Below are 20892 nucleotides of genomic sequence, written 5' to 3'. Positions count from 1 at the left end.
TTGTCGGCGATCGGCAGCATGTCCTCGAGACGCAGGCGGGTGGCAAACAGCGACTGATGCGCGTCACGCAGCACTACATCGGTGATGCCCAATGGGCGTTTGGTCTCACTCATGACCTTATCCTTATAACTCTTGAGAGAAGCTTGAGCGCAATAGCGCGGCCCCGTGGCAAGAGGCCTGGCTCAGCGGCGGTGCCGCTGGCGGTAGCGGTGCAGGGCAGCACTGATCACCACCATCAAGTCGTCGTCATCCCGAGTGGGTGCCGGAGCACGACCAGGGTTAGCGCCCGCGCTCCTGACCGGCGCCGGCGCCATGCGCCCGACGACCTTCGACATCAAGGTCGTGGCGATCACCAGCAAGGTCAAAAAGACGAAGACGAATCCCATTCCGAAGACCATCAAATACAGGCCTTCCAGTAACAACTCGGTATCCAGCATTATTCGTTTCCTCTAGCTCTGCTCCATAGTGGTGGAGCTTCTGACCTACAGCGCTTTTCGGCTGGTACAATAACCTGCCTGATTTTTCCCACAATGCAATGGCACCATGGTTGAGCAGCAGGTTGTTAATTTACTACATAGAGGCCGCATCGGCCTAGCACCCATGGAGGGCGTGATCGACGTCCATGCCCGGGCCTTACTGACCGTGCCTCCCGGTTTCGACTGGACGGTCACCGAATTCGTGCGCGTGGTCGATGCTCGTCTGCCGCCGCGCGTGTTTCTCAAGCACTGCCCTGAACTCTCCCATGACCGTGTGGCCACTCCCAGTGGCATTCCAGTACACCTGCAGTTACTCGGCTCCGACCCGGAAGCATTGGCGGCCAACGCACGCCAGGCGCTGCAACTCGGTGCCACGAGCCTGGACCTCAACTTCGGCTGCCCAGCCAAGCTGGTCAATCGCCACGACGGCGGTGCCTCGCTGTTGCGAGACCCCGTCAGGATATGCCGAGCCGTAACCGCTGTATATCGTGCCGTCGACGGCGCCATCCCCGTAACCGCCAAGATTCGCCTGGGCTTCGCCGATCGCCGCTTGGCCCTGGACTGCGCACGAGCCGCGCAGGACGGCGGCGCCGCCCAACTGGTCGTCCATGCACGCACTCGCGACGAAGGCTACCGTCCCCCGGCGCACTGGGAGTGGATCGGCCGAATTCGCCGCCATCTCGCCATACCCGTGATCGCCAACGGCGATATCTGGAGTCTCGAAGACTACTGGAAGGCTCGCACTCTCTCAGGCTGCGAGGACGTGATGCTCGGCCGGGGAGCGCTTGCCGACCCTTGGCTGGCTCCACGCATTCGTCACTGGCAGCGAACAGGGCAGCGCCTTGCCGACACGACCTGGCAAGCTCGCAGCGAGATACTCGGCAGCTATGCTGCATTGCAGCGTAGCATACTCCCCGAGCGAATCGTGGTTTCGCTTCTTAAACAATGGTTGAATCACATGCGCGCCCGTGATGTCGAATCGGCACGACGCTTCCAGGCATTGCGCCGCCTGACCAAGCTCGATACCTTTCTCGATGGCCTACTCAAGGCGCCAGACACATGCTGCTCAAGTCGACACGGCGATTTACAGCACCAATTCGCCTGATGACCCTGCAGTTGTTCATCCCCTCAAAACAGCCCATGAAGCGAGGGACTGACGACGGCGTCCAGTGGCAGTGTCGAGATGCCGAGCGGTGTGATCGTGTCAGCGCCAGGCTTCCGTCAGTTCACGGGGCGAACCGGCCGGCAGGACCTGTAGCGTCTTCAAAAAATTGACGATGGCCGCGCGATCCTCGTGGGGCAGCTCGTCGAAGGCATCGCGGGAGGCGCGGCCTTCGCCACCGTGCACCAGGATGGCTTCGGTAATCGTTGTAAGGTCGCCGCGATGGCCATACGGCGCCGAGTTGCCGATATCCCACAGCTTGCGAGTGATGAAGAATTCGGTGCCCGGCCGTCCATCCTGGCTGGATCGGTGCTGGGCCAGCTCCTCATTGCAGAAAAAGCGGATAGCGTTCGCCGTATCCGGCGGGTCGCAGAGGTTGTGACGCTTCAGGTCGGTATAAGCGCGGACGGTGGCCCCACCGCGCGGCGCCTGTTCGAGGCGTGGCTTCTCGCCGTCGCGCGTGAGATCGAAGGTGACCGACTGCGCCGTGTCGCTGAAGGTGCCAACCAAGTTGAGGGCGTACGGTTCGGTGTACATCCGACTTTCCAGACGCATTTCCGGCAGGTGGCAGGAGGCGCAGCCGATATCCGCGAACAGCCGCTCACCCCGCTCGACCTCGGCACGCTTGCGCGGATCTGCCGGCAGCACCCGTCCGGGCACGCCCAGGGCCGCCTGGAAGAGTGTCACGGCCGTGATGTCGCCCACGGACAGCTCGCGCCTGACGCCGTCCTCGTCGAAATCAGGGGCGAAGCCCTTGCCCGGATTCAAATCGAATCGTTCCTCCGCTTGCATGCCATGGTGGTGGTTGAAGGCATTCACCGTGAACTCACGGATCGATCGCGAAACCCCCGCCTGATGGAACGGCTTGACGACGAGGTCCTTGTCGACGCCGCGGCTCGCCACCGCCTCACCGCCGGCAAGGGTCACCTCGAAATCCACCCCCTTCGTCGTCAGAACCCTGTCACCGTCGGGCAGCTCCGTGGCCTGTGCCTGCAGATCGGCTGTCATCTCACGGGCCAGCATGTCGATCGCGCCGGAGCCGAACATGCCCAGCGTGTTCCGGTCGTTGCTGAACTCGGAACTGACGCTCTCGGTCACCGGATCCCGAGCCTGCGCCAGCACGAACACGTTGACGACGAACTCGCCGGCGCCGCCCGGCCGGGGCTCGTTGTGACAGCCTGCACAGGCATTCGCGTCGGGCGCCGAAGTACGAAGGAAGCTGGGGGCGTCCGGCACCCGCTTTTCGCCGGTGCCCGTCGTGGCAGGTCGACCCTGGCCGTCGCACGTGTTGAACTTGGCAACGAACAACTCGCGCCCCCGGTCGACAAGCGTCTCGAACGGAACCAGCCCATCGGCGATGTTCGTCTGCTCCAGATGGCCCGACATCACCGGTGTGTCCGGAAAACCCTGTGGACATTCGTGCGGTTCATGCGCCGCAGCCATCGCCGGCCACAGCAGCAAGGCACAGAGACTGATTCGATTAGAATGCATAGGCCACCCCTCTCAGGCACGGCCAAGGTCCTGAGCATTCTTCTCCAGATGAAATAGTCTAGCAGGTAGAAGCACCCGCCCAACTGAAGCGTCCCATCCAGGCGTTAACCCGGCTGTTGCATCAAATGCCATGATGATGGCACAGCCAATTGGTTTACAGGATTTTTCGATCAACTGCCGGGCCAGCAATGTGAGGGGAAGTGAGAAAAAAGGGTGCGACAAAAAAGGACTTTACTCCTGTGCCGAACCGCCTTGCTCTCAGTCGAAGATATCGGCAGGCTCAAACAGGCGATTGATCATGAGACTGGTCAGGGTACGCAGTTTATTGCGAGCTCCCACCAGCTGGGAAAGCGTGACAGCCCGGTAGAGCAGCCAGGCGGTACGCCCCCCGGCACGCCAGCCCAGGATATCCACCAACGCCTGCCCGCCGCCGAGGGAGACGATCTTGCCCGCATGGTAGGCATGATAGGCTTCCAGATCACGCCCGACGATGGCGTTTTCGATGTTGGCAGCCACGCGAATTCCCTGACTGATCGCAATCGGCGCGACTGGCGGATATGGGTGACCGCTGCGCGGATCGTCGAGTCGTGCATTGTCACCGGCGGCAAAAATCCGGTCCTGTCCGAGCACGCGCAAGGTAGCATCGACCGGGAGATGACCGGAGTCCAGGACTTCCTTCGCCAGCGGATTGGTAGCGGGACGCGTGCCGGCGGTCCAGACCAGGGCTTCCGCCCGGAAGCGGCCAGGCTCAGCGGCGGGCTGTTTCAGCCGGACCTGCACCGTGCCGTTGTCGAAGCCCTCAACACGGGTGCGCAGGCGTACATCGATTCCCCGCTTGCGCATGAGCTCCAGACCTTCGTCGGCTAGCGTCTCGTCCCAGCCTTGCAGGATACGATCACCACCATGAACCAAGGTGAGGCGCACGCGCTCGGTCAAACCGTGGTCGCGGCGTGATACGCGGTCCAGCATACGCAGGATCTCGCTTGCGACCTCCACGCCCGAGGGACCGCCACCGGCCACGGCAAAGCTCAGCAACTCGCCACGCCGGATAGCGCTACGCTCCTGCGCTGCGGCTTCGACGGTGCGCAGGAGATGGCTTCTGAGCTTTAGCGCATCCTGGATCGACACTAGTGGCATGGCATTGCGCGCGAGTTCCTCATTACCAAAATAGTTGGCACGTGCGCCCAGGGTGATGACGAGAAAGTCATAATCGACAACACCAAGCGAAGTGTGGACCCGCCGCGCAGGCGGTTCGATACTCTCAACCTCTGCGCGCAGGAAGCGGAATCCGACACGACGCGCATGAGCGCGCAACGGGAATGCGACTTCCTCCTCGCCAAGCATCCCTCCCACCACCTCGGGCAGCAGCGGCAAGAAGGTGAAGTAGTTCCTGTCAGAAATCATCGTGACCTCGACCGCACCTTCCGGCAGGTCGGCTCTCACGAGGTAACTGGCGGCATACAACCCGGCGAATCCGCCCCCGAGTATGACCACCCTGGCGGGATGTCGACTCATGAGAAGAAGGGTGCCGGCAATCGCGGCACCTTGTCCTGATAGTAAACCAGCATGGTTCCAATCGTAGTGATGACAGCCACCAGCACAATACCCACGAACTGGGTAACAAGGCACCAGGCCATGACCCGTCGCTCCTCCTGCAGGTAACTGCGCTTCTTAGCGCTCTGACGCAGGAATGTGCCATAGATGACAAGCAGCAGGGATGACAGCATGACCTTGATCACGATCCAACCGCCAAGCGGCCCGGAAACCCGTACGATGGTCCCGAAGAACGCATCGCGCAGACCGGCGATCATGGATAGGGCGATGGTCATCACCCCCAACCAGGTGGCCGTGCGGGCGAGGCGATAGAGGCGATCCTCGAACACGCTGGTCAACAGGCCACGAAACAACCACAGATACATGGCGAAAAACGCCATCAACAAGAAGGCGATGTGCAGATGCACAAATAGGGGGTGGAGGATGCGCATCAATCCTGCTCCCCAGCAGGCAGGACCTCGATGCGCCCCACCATGTTATTGGCGAGATGCAGGGTGCATACGTACTGGTATTCGCCGGGGGTGTCGAATTTCATGCGGAACCGTTCACCGTTCTGCAGCAGACCGGAATCCCAGCCGGCGATGCCCTCGGGGAGCCGTTCAAGCGGCTCGTTGCCGACTCTTGCCGTTGTGGTGTGGGGTACGTCGCTACGATTGACCCACTCGACCACCGCGCCCTTCGGGACCTGTACGCGGCGAGGATCAAACGTCATATCATCCTGCATGGTGATAACGATGGTGGCCGGCTCCTTGGTCAGCGCCTCCGTGTCAGGTGATACCTGGGGCGAATCGGGCTCAGAGCAGCCCCCCAATGCGACCAGAATCACCGCAACTGCCCATAGTGAAAAAGAGCGGACGACTGCCATCGACATCCCTCCCTCACCGACTTGTCACACTGCAGCCTAGCATCCCCCCCTTGGCAATGCCCGCCAAGCCATGGCGCTGGCTGCCGAACAAAAAAGAAGGCGCCAGTCACGAGACGGCGCCTTGAACGATCGCGGAGTCGGTCTGCCTCACGTTCCTGTCAGGCGACACGTTGCCGACTCGGCTAGCGAAATGATATCTCCGGCGGGTTCCCGGAAAGCAGAAAACCCGCCCTCGAAAGGACGGGTCAAGAATCTGGCGCGCCCGGGAGGATTCGAACCTCCGACCACCTGATTCGTAGTCAGGTACTCTATCCAGCTGAGCTACGGGCGCGGGTAACGATCACAATTCACATGCTACCGGTGTCAACACACACCGACTTCATGCCTTGTGCCGCTGATAACTGAACGAAGACTTGGCAGGTATTCGTCCGCATGAAGATGGCGCGCCCGGGAGGATTCGAACCTCCGACCACCTGATTCGTAGTCAGGTACTCTATCCAGCTGAGCTACGGGCGCGAGTCTTCAGTGTCGACGACCACTCCCTGCGGAGCGGGGATGGCGGAGAGAGAGGGATTCGAACCCTCGATGGGGCTATAAACCCCATACTCCCTTAGCAGGGGAGCGCCTTCAGCCACTCGGCCATCTCTCCCTCATCAACACGGCGCGTATGTTACCGTTTCGGAAGGTCATTGTCCAACCTCCACGATAACTTTTTACTCCTTCCTTGCATCCTGCCATGTGGTCACTGCCGAGGTGACATGCCACATAAACGGGAAAAAAGCCGGTGAGGTGCGATCCCCTCACCGGCCCCACGCGATTCCCCTTGGCAAGACCAAGGCGAGTTTCACACCTGGGAGTCCCCTTCATCGCCCTCAGTCTTTTCACGCTGAATGCGCTGATAGATCTCTTCGCGATGCACGGCGACATCTTTAGGCGCATTGACACCGATTCGGACTTGGTTCCCCTTTACCCCCAACACAGTCACGGTGATGTCATCACCGATCATTAGGGTTTCGCCGACTCGGCGGGTCAGGATGAGCATGGCTGATCTCCTTCTCAGACTTATAGCAACGGGATGCGCACGGCCAGCAGACATGCGACAGGGCATTATGCGATATGCATGACCCAAGGCCAAATGCGCCGGCTCCATGACACCCGACACTCCCGTTGAAACAAGGTCGAAACAGGCGTCCGGCGACATCCCCTATAAGCGTAGAACCTGTTCGCGCCTTAGGCGTTCCCTATTCGGCCTCGATGTCGCTCTTGTCCAGCCCGAATGCCTGGTGCAGTGCACGTACAGCGAGTTCCATATGCTTCTCATCGATCACAACCGAGATCTTGATCTCGGAAGTCGATACCATGCGAATATTGATGTTTTCGTCGGCAAGGGCACGGAACATCTTCGACGCCACGCCGGCATGAGAACGCATGCCCACACCGACCAGCGATACCTTGGCGATGTTATCGTCGCCACGCAATTCGCCACCACCCAGGTCGGGAATCACCTGTTCCTGAATGATCTTCATGGTCTGCTTGTAGTCACTCTTGGCGACGGTGAAGGTGAAGTCGGTGTAGTCACCCACCGGTGCAACGTTCTGCACGATCATGTCGACCTCGATGTTGGCATCGGCGATCGGGCCGAGAATGCGCGAGGCGACACCCGGGACATCCGGGGTATTGAGTAGGGTCAGCTTGGCCTCGTTGGCGGTAAAGGCGATACCGGAGATCAGCGGTTCTTCCATGGAGTCCTCTTCTTCATCTGTGTCAGCGACGATCAGGGTGCCGGGGCCATCCTCGAAACTGGACAGCACGCGCAGCGGCACATTGTATTTGCCGGCGAATTCCACGGCGCGGATCTGCAGCACCTTGGAGCCGAGGCTGGCCAGCTCGAGCATTTCCTCGACAGTTACGGTTTCCAGGCGCCGCGCCTTGGTGCAGACACGGGGGTCTGTGGTGTAGACCCCGTCGACGTCGGTGTAGATCTGACACTCATCGGCCCCCAGCGCTGCCGCCAAGGCAACGCCGGTGGTGTCCGAACCACCGCGGCCCAGGGTGGTGATGTTGCCATCCTCGTCGACCCCCTGGAAACCGGCCACCACCACCACCTGGCCATCGTCCAGGTCGGCGCGCAGGTCCTCGGTTTCGATACGCTGGATACGCGCCTTGGTGTGGGCGCTATCGGTCTGGATACCGACCTGGGCGCCGGTGTAGGACGTCGCCGGCACTCCAAGCTTGTGCAGCGCCATGGCCAGCAGCGAGATGGTCACCTGCTCTCCGGTGGAAACCAGCATGTCCATTTCACGCGGAGTGGGCTCGTCGTTGATCTGGCTGGCCAGGTCGATCAGGCGATTGGTTTCGCCGCTCATCGCCGACACCACCACCACCACCTGGTGACCATCGTCACGGAACCGTTTGACTTTCTCGGCCACGGCCTTGATGCGCTCCACCGAACCCACCGAGGTGCCACCGAATTTCTGTACGTATAGCGCCATAGGGATTGCCCTGATCTGGTTCGACCCGAGGCCGAACGAATGATTGGATAGCAAAAGGCCGGAGCATGTGCTGCCCGGCCTGGAATGAATCAGTTGAGCTGTGCTTCGACCCAACTCGGCACACTGGCCAGCGCCTGGGGCAAGGCCTCGGTATCACTGCCGCCAGCCTGAGCCATATCGGCACGCCCGCCTCCCTTGCCGCCGACCTGGGCGGCAACATGATTGACCAGTTCGCCGGCGCGGATCCGTCCAGTCAGGTCGTCGGTCACCCCGGCGATCAGGTTGACCTTACCAGCATCGCCGTCGGCGACACCCAGCACGATCACACCAGAGCCCAGTTTCTGCTTGAGCTGGTCGAGTACGCCACGCAGTTCCTTGCCGGAAACGCCTTCGAGCTGCTTGGCCAGCAGCTTGACGCCGGCCACCTCGCGAGTCTCGCTGAGCATATCGCTGCCGGCGGCACTGGCCAGCTTGGCCTTGAGCCGTTCGAGCTCCTTCTCCAGGGTGCGGTTGCGCTCGACGAGCAACTCGACCCGGCTCTCCACCTGTTCGGGTTTGGCCTTCAGGCGCTCGCCGATACGTGACAGGCGTGCCTCCTGCTCCTGGAAGTAAGCCAGGGCCGCTTCGCCGGTGATGGCCTCGATACGCCGCACTCCAGCGGCGATGCCGGTTTCGGAGACAATATGGAAGCAGCCGATGTCGCCGCTGCGCTTGACGTGGGTGCCGCCACACAGTTCGATCGAGAAATCGTCGGCGCCGATGGTCAACACGCGTACGCTGTCAGTGTACTTGGCTTCGAACAGCGCCGCCGCCCCTTTGGCCTTGGCCTCGTCGAGGCTCATGTGTTCGATGCGTGTTTCGGCATTCTCGAGTATCTGGGCGTTGACGATCGCCTCCACCTCGGCCAGTTGGGACGGGGTCATGGCCTCGAAGTGGCTGAAATCGAAGCGCAGGCGTTCAGCGCTGACAAGCGAGCCCTTCTGCTGGACATGCTCGCCCAACACCATCTTCAGTGCCTTGTGCAGCAAGTGAGTGGCTGAGTGGTTGCGCACCGTGGCAGCACGCAGACTGGCATCGACCTGTGGAGTGACCGTGGCCCCGACCTCGAGCCGACCCTCGATCACCAGGCCATGATGCAAATGGTGCCCCCCCTGCTTCTGGGTATCGGCAACCTGGAAACGACCGCCATCAACGTGCAAATAGCCGGTATCACCCACCTGCCCGCCGGATTCGCCATAGAACGGTGTACGGTCGAGCACCACCCCCCCTTGCTGCCCTTCCTCCAACGCCGCCAGCGCATTGCCTGTGCCATCGACCAGGGCGACGACCTTGGCCGTATCCTCGAGTTTGTCGTAACCGGTGAAAGTGGTCTCGCCCTCGAGTTCCAGCGCCGCTGTATAGTCGGCACCGAACTGGCTGGCGGCACGGGCGCGCTCACGCTGTGCTTCCAGTTCACGCTGGAAGCCGACCTCGTCGAGGGTCACGCCCCGCTCACGGCACACATCAGCAGTCAGATCGAACGGGAAGCCATAGGTATCGTAGAGCTTGAACACTGTCTCGCCAGGCAACACGTCGCCCTTGAGTTCGCCAAGCGCCTCTTCGAGCAGGCCCATGCCATGATCGAGGGTACGTGCGAACTGCTCCTCCTCCTTGGCCAGCACCTTCTCGATCTGGTCGCGCGCCCGGTGCAGCTCGGGATAGGCCTCGCCCATCTCGGCATCCAGCGCCGCCACCAATTTGTGGAAGAACGGCTCCTTGGCACCCAGCTTGTGGCCGTGGCGAATCGCGCGACGGATGATGCGCCGCAGGACATAGCCACGTCCCTCGTTGGAGGGCAGCACACCATCGACGATCAGGAAGGCGCAGGAACGGATATGGTCGGCAATCACGCGCAGTGACGGGGTCGTGGTATCGGCATGCCCCGTCGCCTCGGCGGCAGCCTTCAGCAGATTCTGGAACAGGTCGATCTCATAGTTGGAATGCACGCCCTGCAGCACGGCGGCGACGCGCTCCAGGCCCATGCCGGTGTCGATCGACGGCTTGGGCAACGGGTTCATGTTGCCCTGGGCGTCGCGATCGAACTGCATGAACACCAGGTTCCAGATCTCGATGTAGCGGTCACCATCCTCTTCGGGGCTACCGGGAGGACCACCCCATACCTCGGGTCCGTGGTCGTAGAAGATCTCCGAGCTCGGCCCGCAGGGGCCGGTATCGCCCATCTGCCAGAAGTTGTCCTCATCGAGCTTGGAGAAGCGCTCGGGATCGACGCCGATCTCGTCCTTCCAGATGCGCTCGGCCTCGTCGTCACTGATGTGCACCGTCACCCACAGCTTCTCGGCCGGCAGCCCCATACGCTCGGTGAGAAAAGTCCAGGCGAAGCGGATGGCATCACGCTTGAAGTAGTCGCCGAAGCTGAAGTTGCCCAGCATCTCGAAGAAGGTGTGATGACGCGCGGTATAACCGACGTTGTCCAGGTCGTTGTGCTTGCCGCCGGCGCGCACGCAGCGCTGGGCCGAGGCGGCGCGCACGTAGGGGCGCGGGTCACGTCCCAGGAAGACATCCTTGAACGGCACCATGCCGGCGTTGGTGAACAGCAGGGTCGGATCGTTGTCCGGCACCAGCGAGCTGGAGGGCACGACGGTATGCCCCTGCTCCTCGAAGAAATTCAGAAAGGCCTGTCTGATGTCTGCGCTTTTCATAGGTAATCCGTAACGATAAGCGTAATGACGCAGGCGGTGCTTACCAGCAAATCCGCCCACAACCAGGCCATGGCGCTGCCCGGCGTCGTCGCAAGGGTCATTATTATAACGCAGTCGTCAAGGAACTTTCAGTGGGGGGTATGCAAGGTGTCATGCGTCCCAGGCATGGGACAGGGCGTGACGCACCTGATCGAAGTCGAAGCCGCGCCCGGCCAGGAAACGCTCGCGCCGGGCGCGTTCGCTGGGGGTATCGCCGGGCGAGCTGAAACGCCGGCCCAGTGTGTCGCAGGCAAGCTCGTACCAATCGACAGTCTCGCTGGCTTCGTACTCGGCCAGGGCCGACCGGGCGAACTCACTGGCAATGCCCCGGTTACCCAGCTCGGCAAGGATCTTCAACGGCCCTTGGCCACGCCCCACCCGCGAGCGGATGAAGTGCTCGGCAAAACGGGTGTCGCTCTGTAGCCCCTGTTCGGCCAGTCGTTCGAGGCAGGCGGCCACGTCCTCGCCATCGTGCCCCTTGGCTGCCAGCCGAGCTTCCAGCTCGGCGCGTGAGTACTCGCGCCGAGCCAGCAGCCGGATGGCGTCGTCGTAGGGCGAGGGCGAGGCCTGGCTTTCCTGGCTTTCCAACATGGTTTACAGCAGATCGTCGTCGCGATCGCCCTCTGCCACGGTCTCGGCTTCCTTTTCCTTTTCCTTGGGCTCGAGGGTGGCCAGCAGTTGTGCGCGAATCTGGGATTCGATCTCGTCCATGACCGCCGGGTTGTCCTCCAGGAACTGAGCGGCATTGGCCTTGCCCTGGCCAATCTTGTTGCCCTGGTAGCTGTACCAGGCACCCGCCTTGTCGATCAGGTTGCACTGCACACCGAGATCGACCACTTCGCCGGCGTGGTAGATACCCTTGCCGTAGAGAATCTGGAATTCGGCCTGACGGAACGGTGGCGCCACCTTGTTCTTGACCACCTTGACGCGGGTCTCGTTACCGGTGACCTCATCGCCGACCTTGACCGAGCCGGTGCGGCGGATGTCCAGGCGCACGCTGGAGTAGAACTTCAGTGCGTTGCCGCCAGTGGTGGTTTCGGGACTACCGAACATCACCCCGATCTTCATGCGGATCTGGTTGATGAACACCACCATGCAGTTGGCGTTCTTGATGTGACCGGTGATCTTGCGTAGTGCCTGTGACATCAGGCGTGCCTGCAGGCCGACGTGGGAATCGCCCATCTCGCCCTCGATCTCGGCGCGCGGGGTCAACGCCGCCACCGAGTCGATGATGATCACGTCGACACCACCGGAGCGCACCAGCATGTCGCAGATCTCCAAGGCTTGCTCACCGGTGTCCGGCTGCGAGACCAGCAGGTCGTCGAGGTTGACGCCGAGCTTCTCGGCGTAACTGGGATCCAACGCATGCTCGGCATCGATGAAAGCACAGGTCTTGCCCTGCTTCTGGGCCTGGGCAATCACCGACAGGGTCAGGGTGGTCTTGCCCGAGGACTCCGGTCCGAAGATCTCCACCACCCGACCATAGGGCAAGCCACCGATACCCAGCGCAATATCCAGCCCCAGCGAGCCGGTGGAAACCGACGGCATCACCACCCGTGGGGTATCCCCCAGACGCATCACGGTGCCCTTGCCGAATTGACGTTCGATCTGTGAAAGGGCGGCATTCAGCGCCTTGGAACGGTTGTCGTCCTGTGCCATCGATGGCCTCCTGAAAATCTCGAAACGGGAACGAACGCTACGTTGCGTCGCGATTGACCAAGCCGGGCAGCGAGCCAATCACTGTATGGTTGCACAGTAGTCGATGTCGGGCAGTATGGCGAATTTTTCAGCCGGCGTCGAGCCGCACGATCAACCCGATCAGTGCTTCGCGCACCGCCTGTTCGCGTATCGCGCGGCGGTCACCGGAAAAAAGGTAATGCTCAGCCTCCTGACGCCGCTCATCGCCCCACGCCAACCACACTGTGCCCACCGGCTTGGCTTCACTGCCGCCACCAGGTCCGGCGACACCGCTGATGGCCACGCCCCATTGTGCGCCGCTGTCACGACACGCGCCGGCGACCATGGCTTCAACCACTTCGCGGCTGACCGCGCCATGAGCCTCGAGCAAGGATTCGGGGACTCCCAGCAGCCGGGTCTTGGCAGTATTGGCGTAGGTCACGTAGCCGGTCTCGAAGTAGTCGGAACTGCCGGCCACGTCGGTGATCGTACTGGCCACGCCGCCACCGGTACAGGACTCGGCGGCGGTGACATGCACTCCCTTGGCCCGGCATAGCTCACCCAGCCGCTCGGCCAAGGTGGTCAGGTCAAGGTTACTCAAGCTGGCGACGGACACGTCCATAGCAACTCCTATAGTTGGGCAGAGTGGTCCTGACGCGACGGATTCATCGGCGTAGAATAATGCCTTTTGCAGCCGAATGCAGACTCTGTCGCGAGACGATTCCATGGATACAAGGACGCCCATGTCACAGGCCAGCGCCCAGCACACGCCGATGATGAGTCAGTTCCTGAAGATCAAGCGCGAGCACCCGGACGTACTGCTCTTCTATCGCATGGGCGATTTCTACGAACTGTTCTTCGAAGATGCCAAACGCGCTGCTGCCCTGCTCGACATCACCTTGACCCAGCGCGGCCAGTCGGCGGGCAAGCCGATCCCCATGGCCGGCGTGCCCTACCATAGCGTGGAAGGTTACTTGGCACGGCTGGTCAAGGCCGGCGAGTCGGTGGCCATCTGCGAGCAGATCGGTGACCCGAATGCCGCCAAGGGGCCGGTGGAGCGCAAGGTGGTGCGTATCGTCACCCCTGGCACCCTGTATGACGAAGCCCTGCTCGATGCACGCCGCGACAACCTGCTGGTGGCACTGCACGCCAGGGGCGAGCGCTGGGGTATCGCCTGGCTGGAACTCTCCAGCGGCCGCTTCAGTGTCCTGGAAATCGATGGCGAGGCCGAGATGTTGGCCGAGGTTCAGCGCCTCGACCCCGCCGAATTGCTGGTCGCCGACGGCCTCGACCTGCCTCCGGCGTTGGCCGATCGCAGCGGCCTGCGCCGCCAGAGCGATTGGTTGCTCGACCTCGAGACCGCCACGCGTACCCTTTGCGATCAGCTTCAGGTCCAGGATCTGCGCGGCTTCGGCTGTGCCCATCTGGAAGTCGCCATCACCGCTGCCGGGGTGCTGATCGACTATGCCCGCGACACCCAGCGCTCACGCCTGCCTCACGTCACCGCCATCGGCGTCGAGAGCCGCGATGACGCGGTGGTGATCGACGCCGCAAGCCGTCGCAACCTGGAAATCGACGTGAACCTTGGTGGCAGCACCGACAACACCCTGGCCAGCGTGCTCGACACCACCGCCACCGCCATGGGTTCGCGGCTGATGAAACGCTGGCTGAACCGGCCGCTTCGCGACCATGCACAAATTGGCGCACGCCAGGCAGCAGTGCAACTGCTGCTCGACGACGAGGGCTTCGTGCCACTGCGCGACAGTCTCAAACAGATCGGCGATATCGAGCGTATCCTCGCTCGCGTGGCCCTGCGCAGCGCCAGGCCTCGCGACCTGGCCCGACTGCGCGACGCGCTCAATACCCTGCCCGAATTGCAGGAGGCCTTGGCACGCTTCGACGAAGGCTCGACGCTGGACGACCTCAAGCGCCATATCCTTCCCTACCCCGAGCTCGCCGATACCCTGACCCGAGCCTTGATCGAGAATCCGCCGGTGGTGATTCGCGACGGCGGAGTGATCGCCTCGGGCTTCGACAAGGAACTCGATGAATACCGCGGCTTGGCCGAGCATGCCGGCGAATTCCTGGTCGAGCTCGAGACACGTGAGCGCGAGCGCACCGGCCTGCCGGGGCTCAAGGTCGGCTACAACCGGGTGCATGGCTACTATATCGAGATTCCTCGCGCCCAGGCCAGTGAAGCGCCCAGCGACTACATCCGCCGCCAGACGCTGAAGAACGCCGAGCGCTTCATCATCCCCGAACTCAAGGAGTTCGAAGACAAGGCGCTATCGGCCAAGACCCGTGCCCTGGCGCGCGAGAAGCTGCTCTACGAGTCGCTGCTCGATACCCTCAATGCCGACCTGGAGGCACTGCAGGCCAGCGGTCGCGCCCTGGCTACCCTGGACGTGCTGGCAGCCTTCGCCGAACGTGCTCTGGCCTTGGACTTCGTGCGCCCACGGCTTGCCGAGACCCCGGGCATCGAGATTCGCGGCGGCCGTCATCCGGTGGTCGAACACGTCAGCGATGCCCCTTTCGTGCCCAACGACCTGGTTCTCGATGACTCCCGGCGCATGCTGGTGATCACTGGCCCCAACATGGGCGGCAAGTCTACCTACATGCGCCAGGCGGCGTTGATCACCCTGCTCGCGCATACTGGCAGCTTCGTGCCGGCGGATCATGCCGAGATCGGCCCGGTGGATCGCATCTTCACCCGTATCGGCTCCAGCGACGACCTGGCCGGCGGCCGCTCCACCTTCATGGTCGAGATGACCGAAACCGCCAGCATCCTGCACAATGCCACCGACCATAGCCTGGTATTGATGGACGAGATCGGCCGCGGCACCAGCACCTTCGACGGTCTGTCGTTGGCCTGGGCCAGTGCCGAACACCTGACCCGCTCGCGAGCCTTCACCCTGTTCGCCACCCACTACTTCGAGATGACCGCCCTGGCCGAACAGGCCGAGAGCGTGGCCAACGTCCACTTGACCGCCGCCGAACACAAGGACGGCATCGTCTTCATGCACCGGGTCGAAGAGGGACCGGCGAGTCAGAGTTATGGCCTGCAGGTGGCCCAGCTCGCCGGCGTCCCCCAGATGGTGATCGCCCGTGCACGGGAGAAGCTTGCCAGCCTCGAACAACACGAAGTCGACCAAGGAAACCGGCGTGTGGCGACTACCGATCCTGCGTTGCCGGGCGAGCCATCGGCACCGCCACAGCAGGCCGATCTGTTCGCCAGTACCCCGCATCCGCTGCTTGACGAGTTGGCCGCGCTGGACATCGACGGCCTGTCGCCGCGACAGGCGCTGGAGCTGCTCTACACTTGGCGTGAAGCGCTATAGCTACCAGCATGAGGAAAAGCGGCATGAAAGCATGCCGAATCGGTCTGGAAACGGCCTGGGGCGTGGCTTGCCCAGGCATTGGTGGCGCGACTAGAATGTGTCGCCATTAGAATAGCGGCTTATAATACTGGCACCCGCTTATAACCCGGCTTATCCAGGTGTCGGCGCGTTCGGTATCGCCGCGCCGATCACGATGAGGGAGAACCAATGACATTCGTCGTCACCGAAAACTGCATCAAGTGCAAATACACCGACTGCGTCGAAGTGTGCCCCGTGGATTGCTTCTATGAAGGGCCCAACTTCCTGGTCATCCACCCCGACGAGTGCATCGATTGCGCGCTGTGTGAGCCGGAGTGCCCCGCCGAGGCCATCTACTCTGAGGATGAGTTGCCCGACGACCAGAAATCCTTCCTCGAGCTCAATGCCGAACTGGCCGAAGTGTGGCCAAACATCACCGAGAAGAAGGACCCGCCCGAAGACGCCGAAGAGTGGGATGGGAAGTCGGGTAAGCTGGAATACCTGGAACGCTGAGGAAACGCAGCTCCACCAATCCCGAATACGCAAACGCCGAATGTCCATGACATTCGGCGTTTCCGTTTGGCCGGCGGTTCTTGCCGGCAGACACGAAAAAGGCGACCCGAAGGTCGCCCGCTCCCAGCCGTTCCCTTGGGCAGATCCTTCTGCCCGAACTCCTGTGGTGACGTCCCTGCCAAGAGGCGGCGTCCTGTCGCACTTGGCGCACCACGACTAGCATCCCGTTGCATCCTGCCGGAAAAGCGTTCCTCGCCTCTCCAAATCCCAATGTCATTGTGGCATTTATGCAAGACTTCTCAACCGGGGGGGTTGTGGCCTTCACAGGCACTCGTTACGGCACAAATTTATAAAACATCTTAAAAATCAATTATATATAGGTTTTTGCAACGCAAAAATCGATCATTTTTTGATCAATATGGTCAGGATCGACGGAAATTTGTAGGAAATGTCTTACAAAAAATGAAGATATATCTTACAAGAGCGACGCCAGAAAGAAGAAGGTACGGACTGCACTCGGCCTGACGCCCGGACATATCGAGGGGAAAGGAGATGAGGAAGGAGGGGGTGAAGGCGACCAGCGCCTTCACCCGGGCGGGAAGTCAGCCTTGACCCTTGATGGCGGAGAGACCGGGGTAAGCTGCCTTGTCACCGAGTTCCTGTTCGATCACCAGCAGGCGGTTGTACTTGGCGACACGATCGGAGCGGCACAACGAACCGGTCTTGATCTGGCCAGCGGAAGTGGCCACAGCCAGGTCGGCAATCGTAGTGTCTTCGGTCTCGCCGCTACGGTGCGAGATCACCGCAGTGAAACCGGCATCCTGGGCCATCTTGATGGCGTCCAGGGTTTCGGACAGTGAGCCGATCTGGTTGAACTTGATCAGGATCGAATTGCCGATCTTCTCATCGATGCCACGCTTGAGGATGCGGGTGTTGGTGACGAACAGGTCGTCACCGACCAGTTGCACACGATCGCCCAACTTGTCGGTGAGCGCCTTCCAACCGGCCCAGTCGGACTCGTCCATGCCATCCTCGATGGAGACGATGGGGTACTGATCGCAAAGTTCGGCAAGGTATTCGACGAAGCCATTGGCATCGTAGGTCTTGCCCTCGCCGGCCAGGTCGTACTGACCGTTCTTGTAGAACTCGGAGGAAGCGCAGTCGAGCGCCAGCGTCACGTCCTTGCCCAAGGTATAGCCGGCATCCTCGACAGCCTGCTTGATCACTTCCAGGGCCTCGGCGTTGGACGCCAGATTGGGAGCGAAACCGCCCTCGTCACCCACCGATGTGGACAGGCCGCGGGCGGAAAGTACCTTCTTCAGTGTGTGAAAGATCTCGGCTCCCATGCGCAGCGCTTCGCGGAAGTTCGGCGCCCCCACCGGCTGGACCATGAACTCCTGGATGTCGACGTTGTTGTCGGCATGCTCGCCACCATTGAGGATGTTCATCATCGGTACCGGCATGCGGTACTGGCCCGGCTGGCCGAACAACTCAGCGATATGGGCGTAGAGTGCGACGTCCTTGTCGACGGCGGCAGCCTTGGCGGCGGCCAGCGACACAGCCAGAATGGCGTTGGCGCCAAGGTTGGCCTTGTTGTCGGTGCCATCGAGTTCGAGCATGGCATTGTCAAGCGCGCGCTGATCCTGAGCATCCATTCCCAGCAGGCGATCGCGAATCTTGCCGTTCACGGCATCCACGGCTTTGAGCACGCCCTTGCCCAGGTAACGGGACTTGTCGCCATCACGCAGTTCCAGTGCCTCGCGGGACCCGGTCGATGCCCCACTGGGTGCGCAAGCCACGCCCTTGGCACCGCCTTCCAGCGTCACCTCGGCCTGTACCGTGGGGTTGCCGCGCGAGTCGAGCACCTCTAGGGCGCGGATATCGGCAATCTTGGTCATGGTGGTGTGATCCTTTAGTGAGTCAGCGTTGATCTTGATTGAGTCGGTGATTCACGGCTCCGCTCAGGAAATCTCCAGCGCCGGGAAGCCCTTGACCAGGTCGTCAAGTGACTTGAGCTGGGTGAGAAAGGGTTCGAGTTTATCCAAAGGCAGGGCACAGGGGCCATCGCATTTGGCGTTGTCGGGGTCGGGGTGGGCTTCGAGGAACAGTCCGGCCAGGCCGACGGCAACACCCGCGCGGGCCAGTTCGGCAACCTGGGCGCGCCGGCCGTCGGCACTGTCGGCACGCCCGCCGGGGCGTTGCAGCGAGTGGGTGACGTCGAAGAACACCGGGTAGCCGGTTTGCTTCATGTCACCGAAGCCGAGCATGTCGACCACCAGGTTGTTGTAGCCGAAGCTGGAGCCACGCTCGCAGAGGATCAGCCGTCGATTGCCGGCCTCCTCGCACTTGCGGATGATATGGCGCATCTCGTGAGGCGCTAGGAACTGCGGCTTCTTGATATTGATCACCGCCCCGGTCTCGGCCATGGCCACGACGAGGTCGGTCTGGCGGGCCAGGAAGGCCGGCAGCTGGATGATGTCGGCGACCCGGGCCGCCGGTTCGGCCTGCCACGGCTCATGGACATCGGTCAGTACGGGCACCTGGAAGCGCTCCTTGACCTCGGCCAGGATCTCCAGCCCCTTCTCCAGCCCCGGGCCACGAAAGGAGTGGATCGAACTGCGGTTGGCCTTGTCGAAGCTGGCCTTGAACACATAGGGAATGCCCAGCTTGCCGGTCACGTCGACATAGGCTTCGGCCACTTCCATGGCCAATTCGCGGGATTCGAGTACATTCATGCCGCCGAACAGCATCAGCGGCAATGAATTGCCGGCCTTGAGGCCGGCGAATTCGATGACGGTATCCTGTGCTTGCATGCAACCTCCTCAGCCCTGCGGCTGGGCCTGGGCATGTTGACGAGCCCGTTCGTTCTTGTGCTCCAGCGCCGCGTTGATGAAGCCGGAGAACAGTGGATGCCCATCGCGCGGCGTGGAGGTGAACTCGGGATGAAACTGGCAAGCCACGAACCAAGGGTGATTCGGCAGTTCGATCATCTCCACCAGCGACTGGTCGACGCTCTTGCCCGACACTACCAACCCGGCCTGCTCCAATTCCTCGACGAACTGGTTGTTGACCTCGAAACGGTGGCGATGGCGCTCGACGATCTCGTCGGCACCGTAGGCCTCGTGGGCCTTGGAGCCAGACTTGAGGTGGCAGACCTGGCCACCGAGACGCATGGTGCCGCCGAGGTCGGAGGCTTCGTCGCGCAGCTCGATCTTGCCCTCGGCATTGATCCACTCGGTGATCAGGCCGATCACGGGATGTTGGGTGTCATGGGTGAACTCGGTGGAATTGGCGTCCACCCAGCCCACCACATGGCGTGCGAACTCGATTACCGCCACCTGCATACCCAGGCAGATCCCCAAATAGGGCACGTTGTTCTCGCGGGCGTAGCGGGCCGTGGCGATCTTGCCTTCCACGCCACGCTCGCCGAAGCCACCAGGCACCAGGATGGCGTCCTTGCCGGCCAGGCGCTCGGTGCCATGGCGTTCGATGTCCTCGGAGTCGATATAGTCGATATTGATCTTGACCCGCCCCTGAATGCCGGCGTGGATCAGCGCCTCGTTGAGCGACTTGTAGGCATCGAGCAAGTCCATGTACTTGCCGACCATGGCGATATTGACCGACTTCAGCGGATTGAGCTTGGCATCCAGCACCCCGACCCATTCCGATAGGTCGGCTTCGTCGGCTTCGAGGCGCAGCTTGTCGCAGACGATCTCGTCAAGGCTATGTTCATGCAGCATCAGCGGGATGCGATAGATGGTGTCGGCATCCTGCAGCGGCACCACGGCGCGCTCTTCGACGTTGGTGAACAGCGCGATCTTGCGTCGCTCGCTTTCTTCCAACTCGACCTCGCTGCGACAGATCAGGATGTCCGGCTGGATACCGATCGAACGCAGCTCCTTGACGCTGTGCTGGGTCGGTTTGGTCTTGGTCTCGCCGGCCGTCTTGATGTAGGGCACCAGGGTCAGGTGCATGAAAATGGCGCGATTGGCGCCCAGCTCGCTTCTGATCTGACGGATCGACTCGAGAAACGGCAGCGACTCGATGTCGCCGACCGTGCCGCCGATCTCCACCAGGGCCACGTCGAAGTCATCGCCACCGGCATACACACGGCGTTTGATCTCATCGGTAATGTGCGGGATGACCTGCACGGTGCCGCCCAGGTAATCGCCGCGGCGCTCCTTACGCAGCACGTGCTCGTAGACACGGCCGGTAGTGAAGTTGTTGCCCTGGGTCATTTTGGTGCGGATGAAGCGCTCGTAGTGGCCCAGGTCGAGGTCGGTTTCCGCGCCATCCTCGGTGACGAACACTTCGCCATGCTGGAAGGGACTCATGGTGCCGGGATCGACGTTGATGTACGGATCCAGCTTGAGCATGGTGACCTTGAGGCCGCGCGCCTCGAGAATCGCCGCCAGCGATGCCGACGCGATGCCCTTGCCTAGGGAGGACACAACGCCGCCGGTCACGAAGATATATCGTGTCATGGAAAACCTGTCGAAACGTGATCAGAAGGCACAGCAGGAAACCGCGCCAGGATGGGTCGACAGAGTAGCAGATTCGGCCTTGCG

At 61.8% G+C, this 20892-nt stretch carries 17 protein-coding genes and 3 tRNA genes; 3 read left to right on the top strand and 17 right to left on the bottom strand.

The annotated features are described in order from the left end of the window. Nucleotides 1–182 precede the first annotated feature (182 nt). A complete protein-coding gene (locus IE093_RS14745) occupies nt 183–437 on the bottom strand; it encodes an OadG family protein (protein ID WP_189470463.1) in 255 nt (84 codons plus the stop codon). Between the two features lie 163 nt (nt 438–600). Here IE093_RS14745 and IE093_RS14740 point away from each other — a divergent pair, with 163 nt between their 5' ends. Next, the gene (locus tag IE093_RS14740; protein ID WP_189470462.1) at nt 601–1581 is read left to right on the top strand and encodes a tRNA dihydrouridine synthase; all 981 of its coding nucleotides are present in this window, start codon (nt 601–603) and stop codon (nt 1579–1581) included. Nucleotides 1582–1680: 99 nt separating this feature from the next. On the opposite strand, the gene IE093_RS14735 is transcribed toward IE093_RS14740, so the two are convergent. The 13 genes from IE093_RS14735 to IE093_RS14675 form a co-directional block, all read right to left on the bottom strand. Beyond that, nucleotides 1681–3129, bottom strand: coding sequence for a di-heme oxidoredictase family protein (locus IE093_RS14735; RefSeq protein ID WP_189470461.1), 1449 nt, complete (start codon nt 3127–3129; stop codon nt 1681–1683). A 258-nt stretch (nt 3130–3387) separates the two neighbouring features. Continuing rightward, complete coding sequence (locus tag IE093_RS14730) at nt 3388–4644, bottom strand: NAD(P)/FAD-dependent oxidoreductase (RefSeq protein ID WP_189470460.1); 1257 nt, start codon at nt 4642–4644, stop codon at nt 3388–3390. Beyond that, nucleotides 4641–5114 (bottom strand): DUF2231 domain-containing protein, encoded by a 474-nt coding sequence (locus tag IE093_RS14725; protein ID WP_189470459.1) that lies wholly within the window; start codon nt 5112–5114, stop codon nt 4641–4643. Before IE093_RS14725 ends, IE093_RS14730 begins: the two co-directional genes overlap by 4 nt. Then, a complete protein-coding gene (locus tag IE093_RS14720) occupies nt 5114–5548 on the bottom strand; it encodes a cupredoxin domain-containing protein (protein ID WP_189470458.1) in 435 nt (144 codons plus the stop codon). The genes IE093_RS14725 and IE093_RS14720 overlap by 1 nt, the downstream gene beginning before the upstream one ends. A 254-nt stretch (nt 5549–5802) precedes the next feature. After that, a tRNA-Arg gene (locus IE093_RS14715) sits at nt 5803–5879 on the bottom strand. 108 nt (nt 5880–5987) lie between these two features. After that, a tRNA-Arg gene (locus IE093_RS14710) sits at nt 5988–6064 on the bottom strand. A 40-nt stretch (nt 6065–6104) separates the two neighbouring features. Continuing rightward, a tRNA-Ser gene (locus IE093_RS14705) sits at nt 6105–6197 on the bottom strand. Nucleotides 6198–6392: 195 nt separating this feature from the next. Then, nucleotides 6393–6590 (bottom strand): carbon storage regulator CsrA, encoded by a 198-nt coding sequence (gene csrA / locus IE093_RS14700; RefSeq protein ID WP_189470457.1) that lies wholly within the window; start codon nt 6588–6590, stop codon nt 6393–6395. Nucleotides 6591–6789: 199 nt separating this feature from the next. Then, entirely contained in the window at nt 6790–8040 is a 1251-nt protein-coding gene (locus IE093_RS14695; protein ID WP_189470455.1) for an aspartate kinase, read from the bottom strand. A gap of 89 nt (nt 8041–8129) precedes the next feature. Then, entirely contained in the window at nt 8130–10739 is a 2610-nt protein-coding gene (gene alaS, locus IE093_RS14690) for an alanine--tRNA ligase (RefSeq protein ID WP_189470453.1), read from the bottom strand. Nucleotides 10740–10889: 150 nt separating this feature from the next. Continuing rightward, nucleotides 10890–11369, bottom strand: a complete 480-nt coding sequence (locus IE093_RS14685; protein WP_189470452.1) for a regulatory protein RecX — start codon at nt 11367–11369, stop codon at nt 10890–10892. 3 nt (nt 11370–11372) lie between these two features. After that, nucleotides 11373–12437: a recombinase RecA gene (gene recA, locus IE093_RS14680; protein ID WP_189470451.1), complete on the bottom strand. Its 1065-nt coding sequence runs from the start codon at nt 12435–12437 to the stop codon at nt 11373–11375. A 127-nt stretch (nt 12438–12564) separates the two neighbouring features. After that, nucleotides 12565–13077, bottom strand: coding sequence for a CinA family protein (locus IE093_RS14675; RefSeq protein ID WP_189470450.1), 513 nt, complete (start codon nt 13075–13077; stop codon nt 12565–12567). Nucleotides 13078–13198: 121 nt separating this feature from the next. Between IE093_RS14675 and mutS the strand changes: the two genes are divergently transcribed. Beyond that, nucleotides 13199–15793, top strand: coding sequence for a DNA mismatch repair protein MutS (gene mutS, locus IE093_RS14670; protein ID WP_189470449.1), 2595 nt, complete (start codon nt 13199–13201; stop codon nt 15791–15793). A gap of 207 nt (nt 15794–16000) precedes the next feature. After that, nucleotides 16001–16324: a ferredoxin FdxA gene (gene fdxA, locus IE093_RS14665; protein ID WP_189470448.1), complete on the top strand. Its 324-nt coding sequence runs from the start codon at nt 16001–16003 to the stop codon at nt 16322–16324. 602 nt (nt 16325–16926) lie between these two features. Here fdxA and eno read toward each other — a convergent pair. From eno to IE093_RS14650, 3 genes are all read right to left on the bottom strand, one after another. Further along, nucleotides 16927–18222 carry a phosphopyruvate hydratase gene (gene eno, locus IE093_RS14660; protein ID WP_189470446.1) on the bottom strand — a complete coding sequence of 432 codons (1296 nt, stop codon included), beginning with the start codon at nt 18220–18222 and terminating at the stop codon, nt 16927–16929. A 63-nt stretch (nt 18223–18285) separates the two neighbouring features. After that, the gene (kdsA, locus tag IE093_RS14655) at nt 18286–19137 is read right to left on the bottom strand and encodes a 3-deoxy-8-phosphooctulonate synthase (RefSeq protein WP_189470444.1); all 852 of its coding nucleotides are present in this window, start codon (nt 19135–19137) and stop codon (nt 18286–18288) included. 9 nt (nt 19138–19146) lie between these two features. Then, nucleotides 19147–20808: a CTP synthase gene (locus IE093_RS14650; RefSeq protein WP_189470442.1), complete on the bottom strand. Its 1662-nt coding sequence runs from the start codon at nt 20806–20808 to the stop codon at nt 19147–19149. Nucleotides 20809–20892: the final 84 nt, after the last annotated feature.

The sequence above is a fragment of the Litchfieldella qijiaojingensis genome (assembly GCF_014651875.1).
In the GTDB taxonomy this organism is placed as follows: domain Bacteria; phylum Pseudomonadota; class Gammaproteobacteria; order Pseudomonadales; family Halomonadaceae; genus Litchfieldella; species Litchfieldella qijiaojingensis.
The sequence above is the reverse complement of the archived record's forward strand: the minus strand, read 5'-3'. Positions and strand labels throughout refer to the sequence as shown.

Bases quoted from the DNA above. Each gene is read 5' to 3' on its own strand.
- fdxA (WP_189470448.1), top strand. From the start codon at position 16,001: ATGACATTCGTCGTCACCGAAAACTGCATCAAGTGCAAATACACCGAC.
- IE093_RS14675 (WP_189470450.1), bottom strand. From the start codon at position 13,077: ATGGACGTGTCCGTCGCCAGCTTGAGTAACCTTGACCTGACCACCTTG.
- recA (WP_189470451.1), bottom strand. From the start codon at position 12,437: ATGGCACAGGACGACAACCGTTCCAAGGCGCTGAATGCCGCCCTTTCA.
- IE093_RS14725 (WP_189470459.1), bottom strand. From the start codon at position 5,114: ATGCGCATCCTCCACCCCCTATTTGTGCATCTGCACATCGCCTTCTTG.
- IE093_RS14735 (WP_189470461.1), bottom strand. From the start codon at position 3,129: ATGCATTCTAATCGAATCAGTCTCTGTGCCTTGCTGCTGTGGCCGGCG.
- IE093_RS14740 (WP_189470462.1), top strand. From the start codon at position 601: ATGGAGGGCGTGATCGACGTCCATGCCCGGGCCTTACTGACCGTGCCT.
- kdsA (WP_189470444.1), bottom strand. From the start codon at position 19,137: ATGCAAGCACAGGATACCGTCATCGAATTCGCCGGCCTCAAGGCCGGC.
- IE093_RS14730 (WP_189470460.1), bottom strand. From the start codon at position 4,644: ATGAGTCGACATCCCGCCAGGGTGGTCATACTCGGGGGCGGATTCGCC.
- IE093_RS14720 (WP_189470458.1), bottom strand. From the start codon at position 5,548: ATGGCAGTCGTCCGCTCTTTTTCACTATGGGCAGTTGCGGTGATTCTG.
- IE093_RS14745 (WP_189470463.1), bottom strand. From the start codon at position 437: ATGCTGGATACCGAGTTGTTACTGGAAGGCCTGTATTTGATGGTCTTC.
- csrA (WP_189470457.1), bottom strand. From the start codon at position 6,590: ATGCTCATCCTGACCCGCCGAGTCGGCGAAACCCTAATGATCGGTGAT.
- IE093_RS14685 (WP_189470452.1), bottom strand. From the start codon at position 11,369: ATGTTGGAAAGCCAGGAAAGCCAGGCCTCGCCCTCGCCCTACGACGAC.
- alaS (WP_189470453.1), bottom strand. From the start codon at position 10,739: ATGAAAAGCGCAGACATCAGACAGGCCTTTCTGAATTTCTTCGAGGAG.
- IE093_RS14650 (WP_189470442.1), bottom strand. From the start codon at position 20,808: ATGACACGATATATCTTCGTGACCGGCGGCGTTGTGTCCTCCCTAGGC.
- IE093_RS14695 (WP_189470455.1), bottom strand. From the start codon at position 8,040: ATGGCGCTATACGTACAGAAATTCGGTGGCACCTCGGTGGGTTCGGTG.
- mutS (WP_189470449.1), top strand. From the start codon at position 13,199: ATGTCACAGGCCAGCGCCCAGCACACGCCGATGATGAGTCAGTTCCTG.
- eno (WP_189470446.1), bottom strand. From the start codon at position 18,222: ATGACCAAGATTGCCGATATCCGCGCCCTAGAGGTGCTCGACTCGCGC.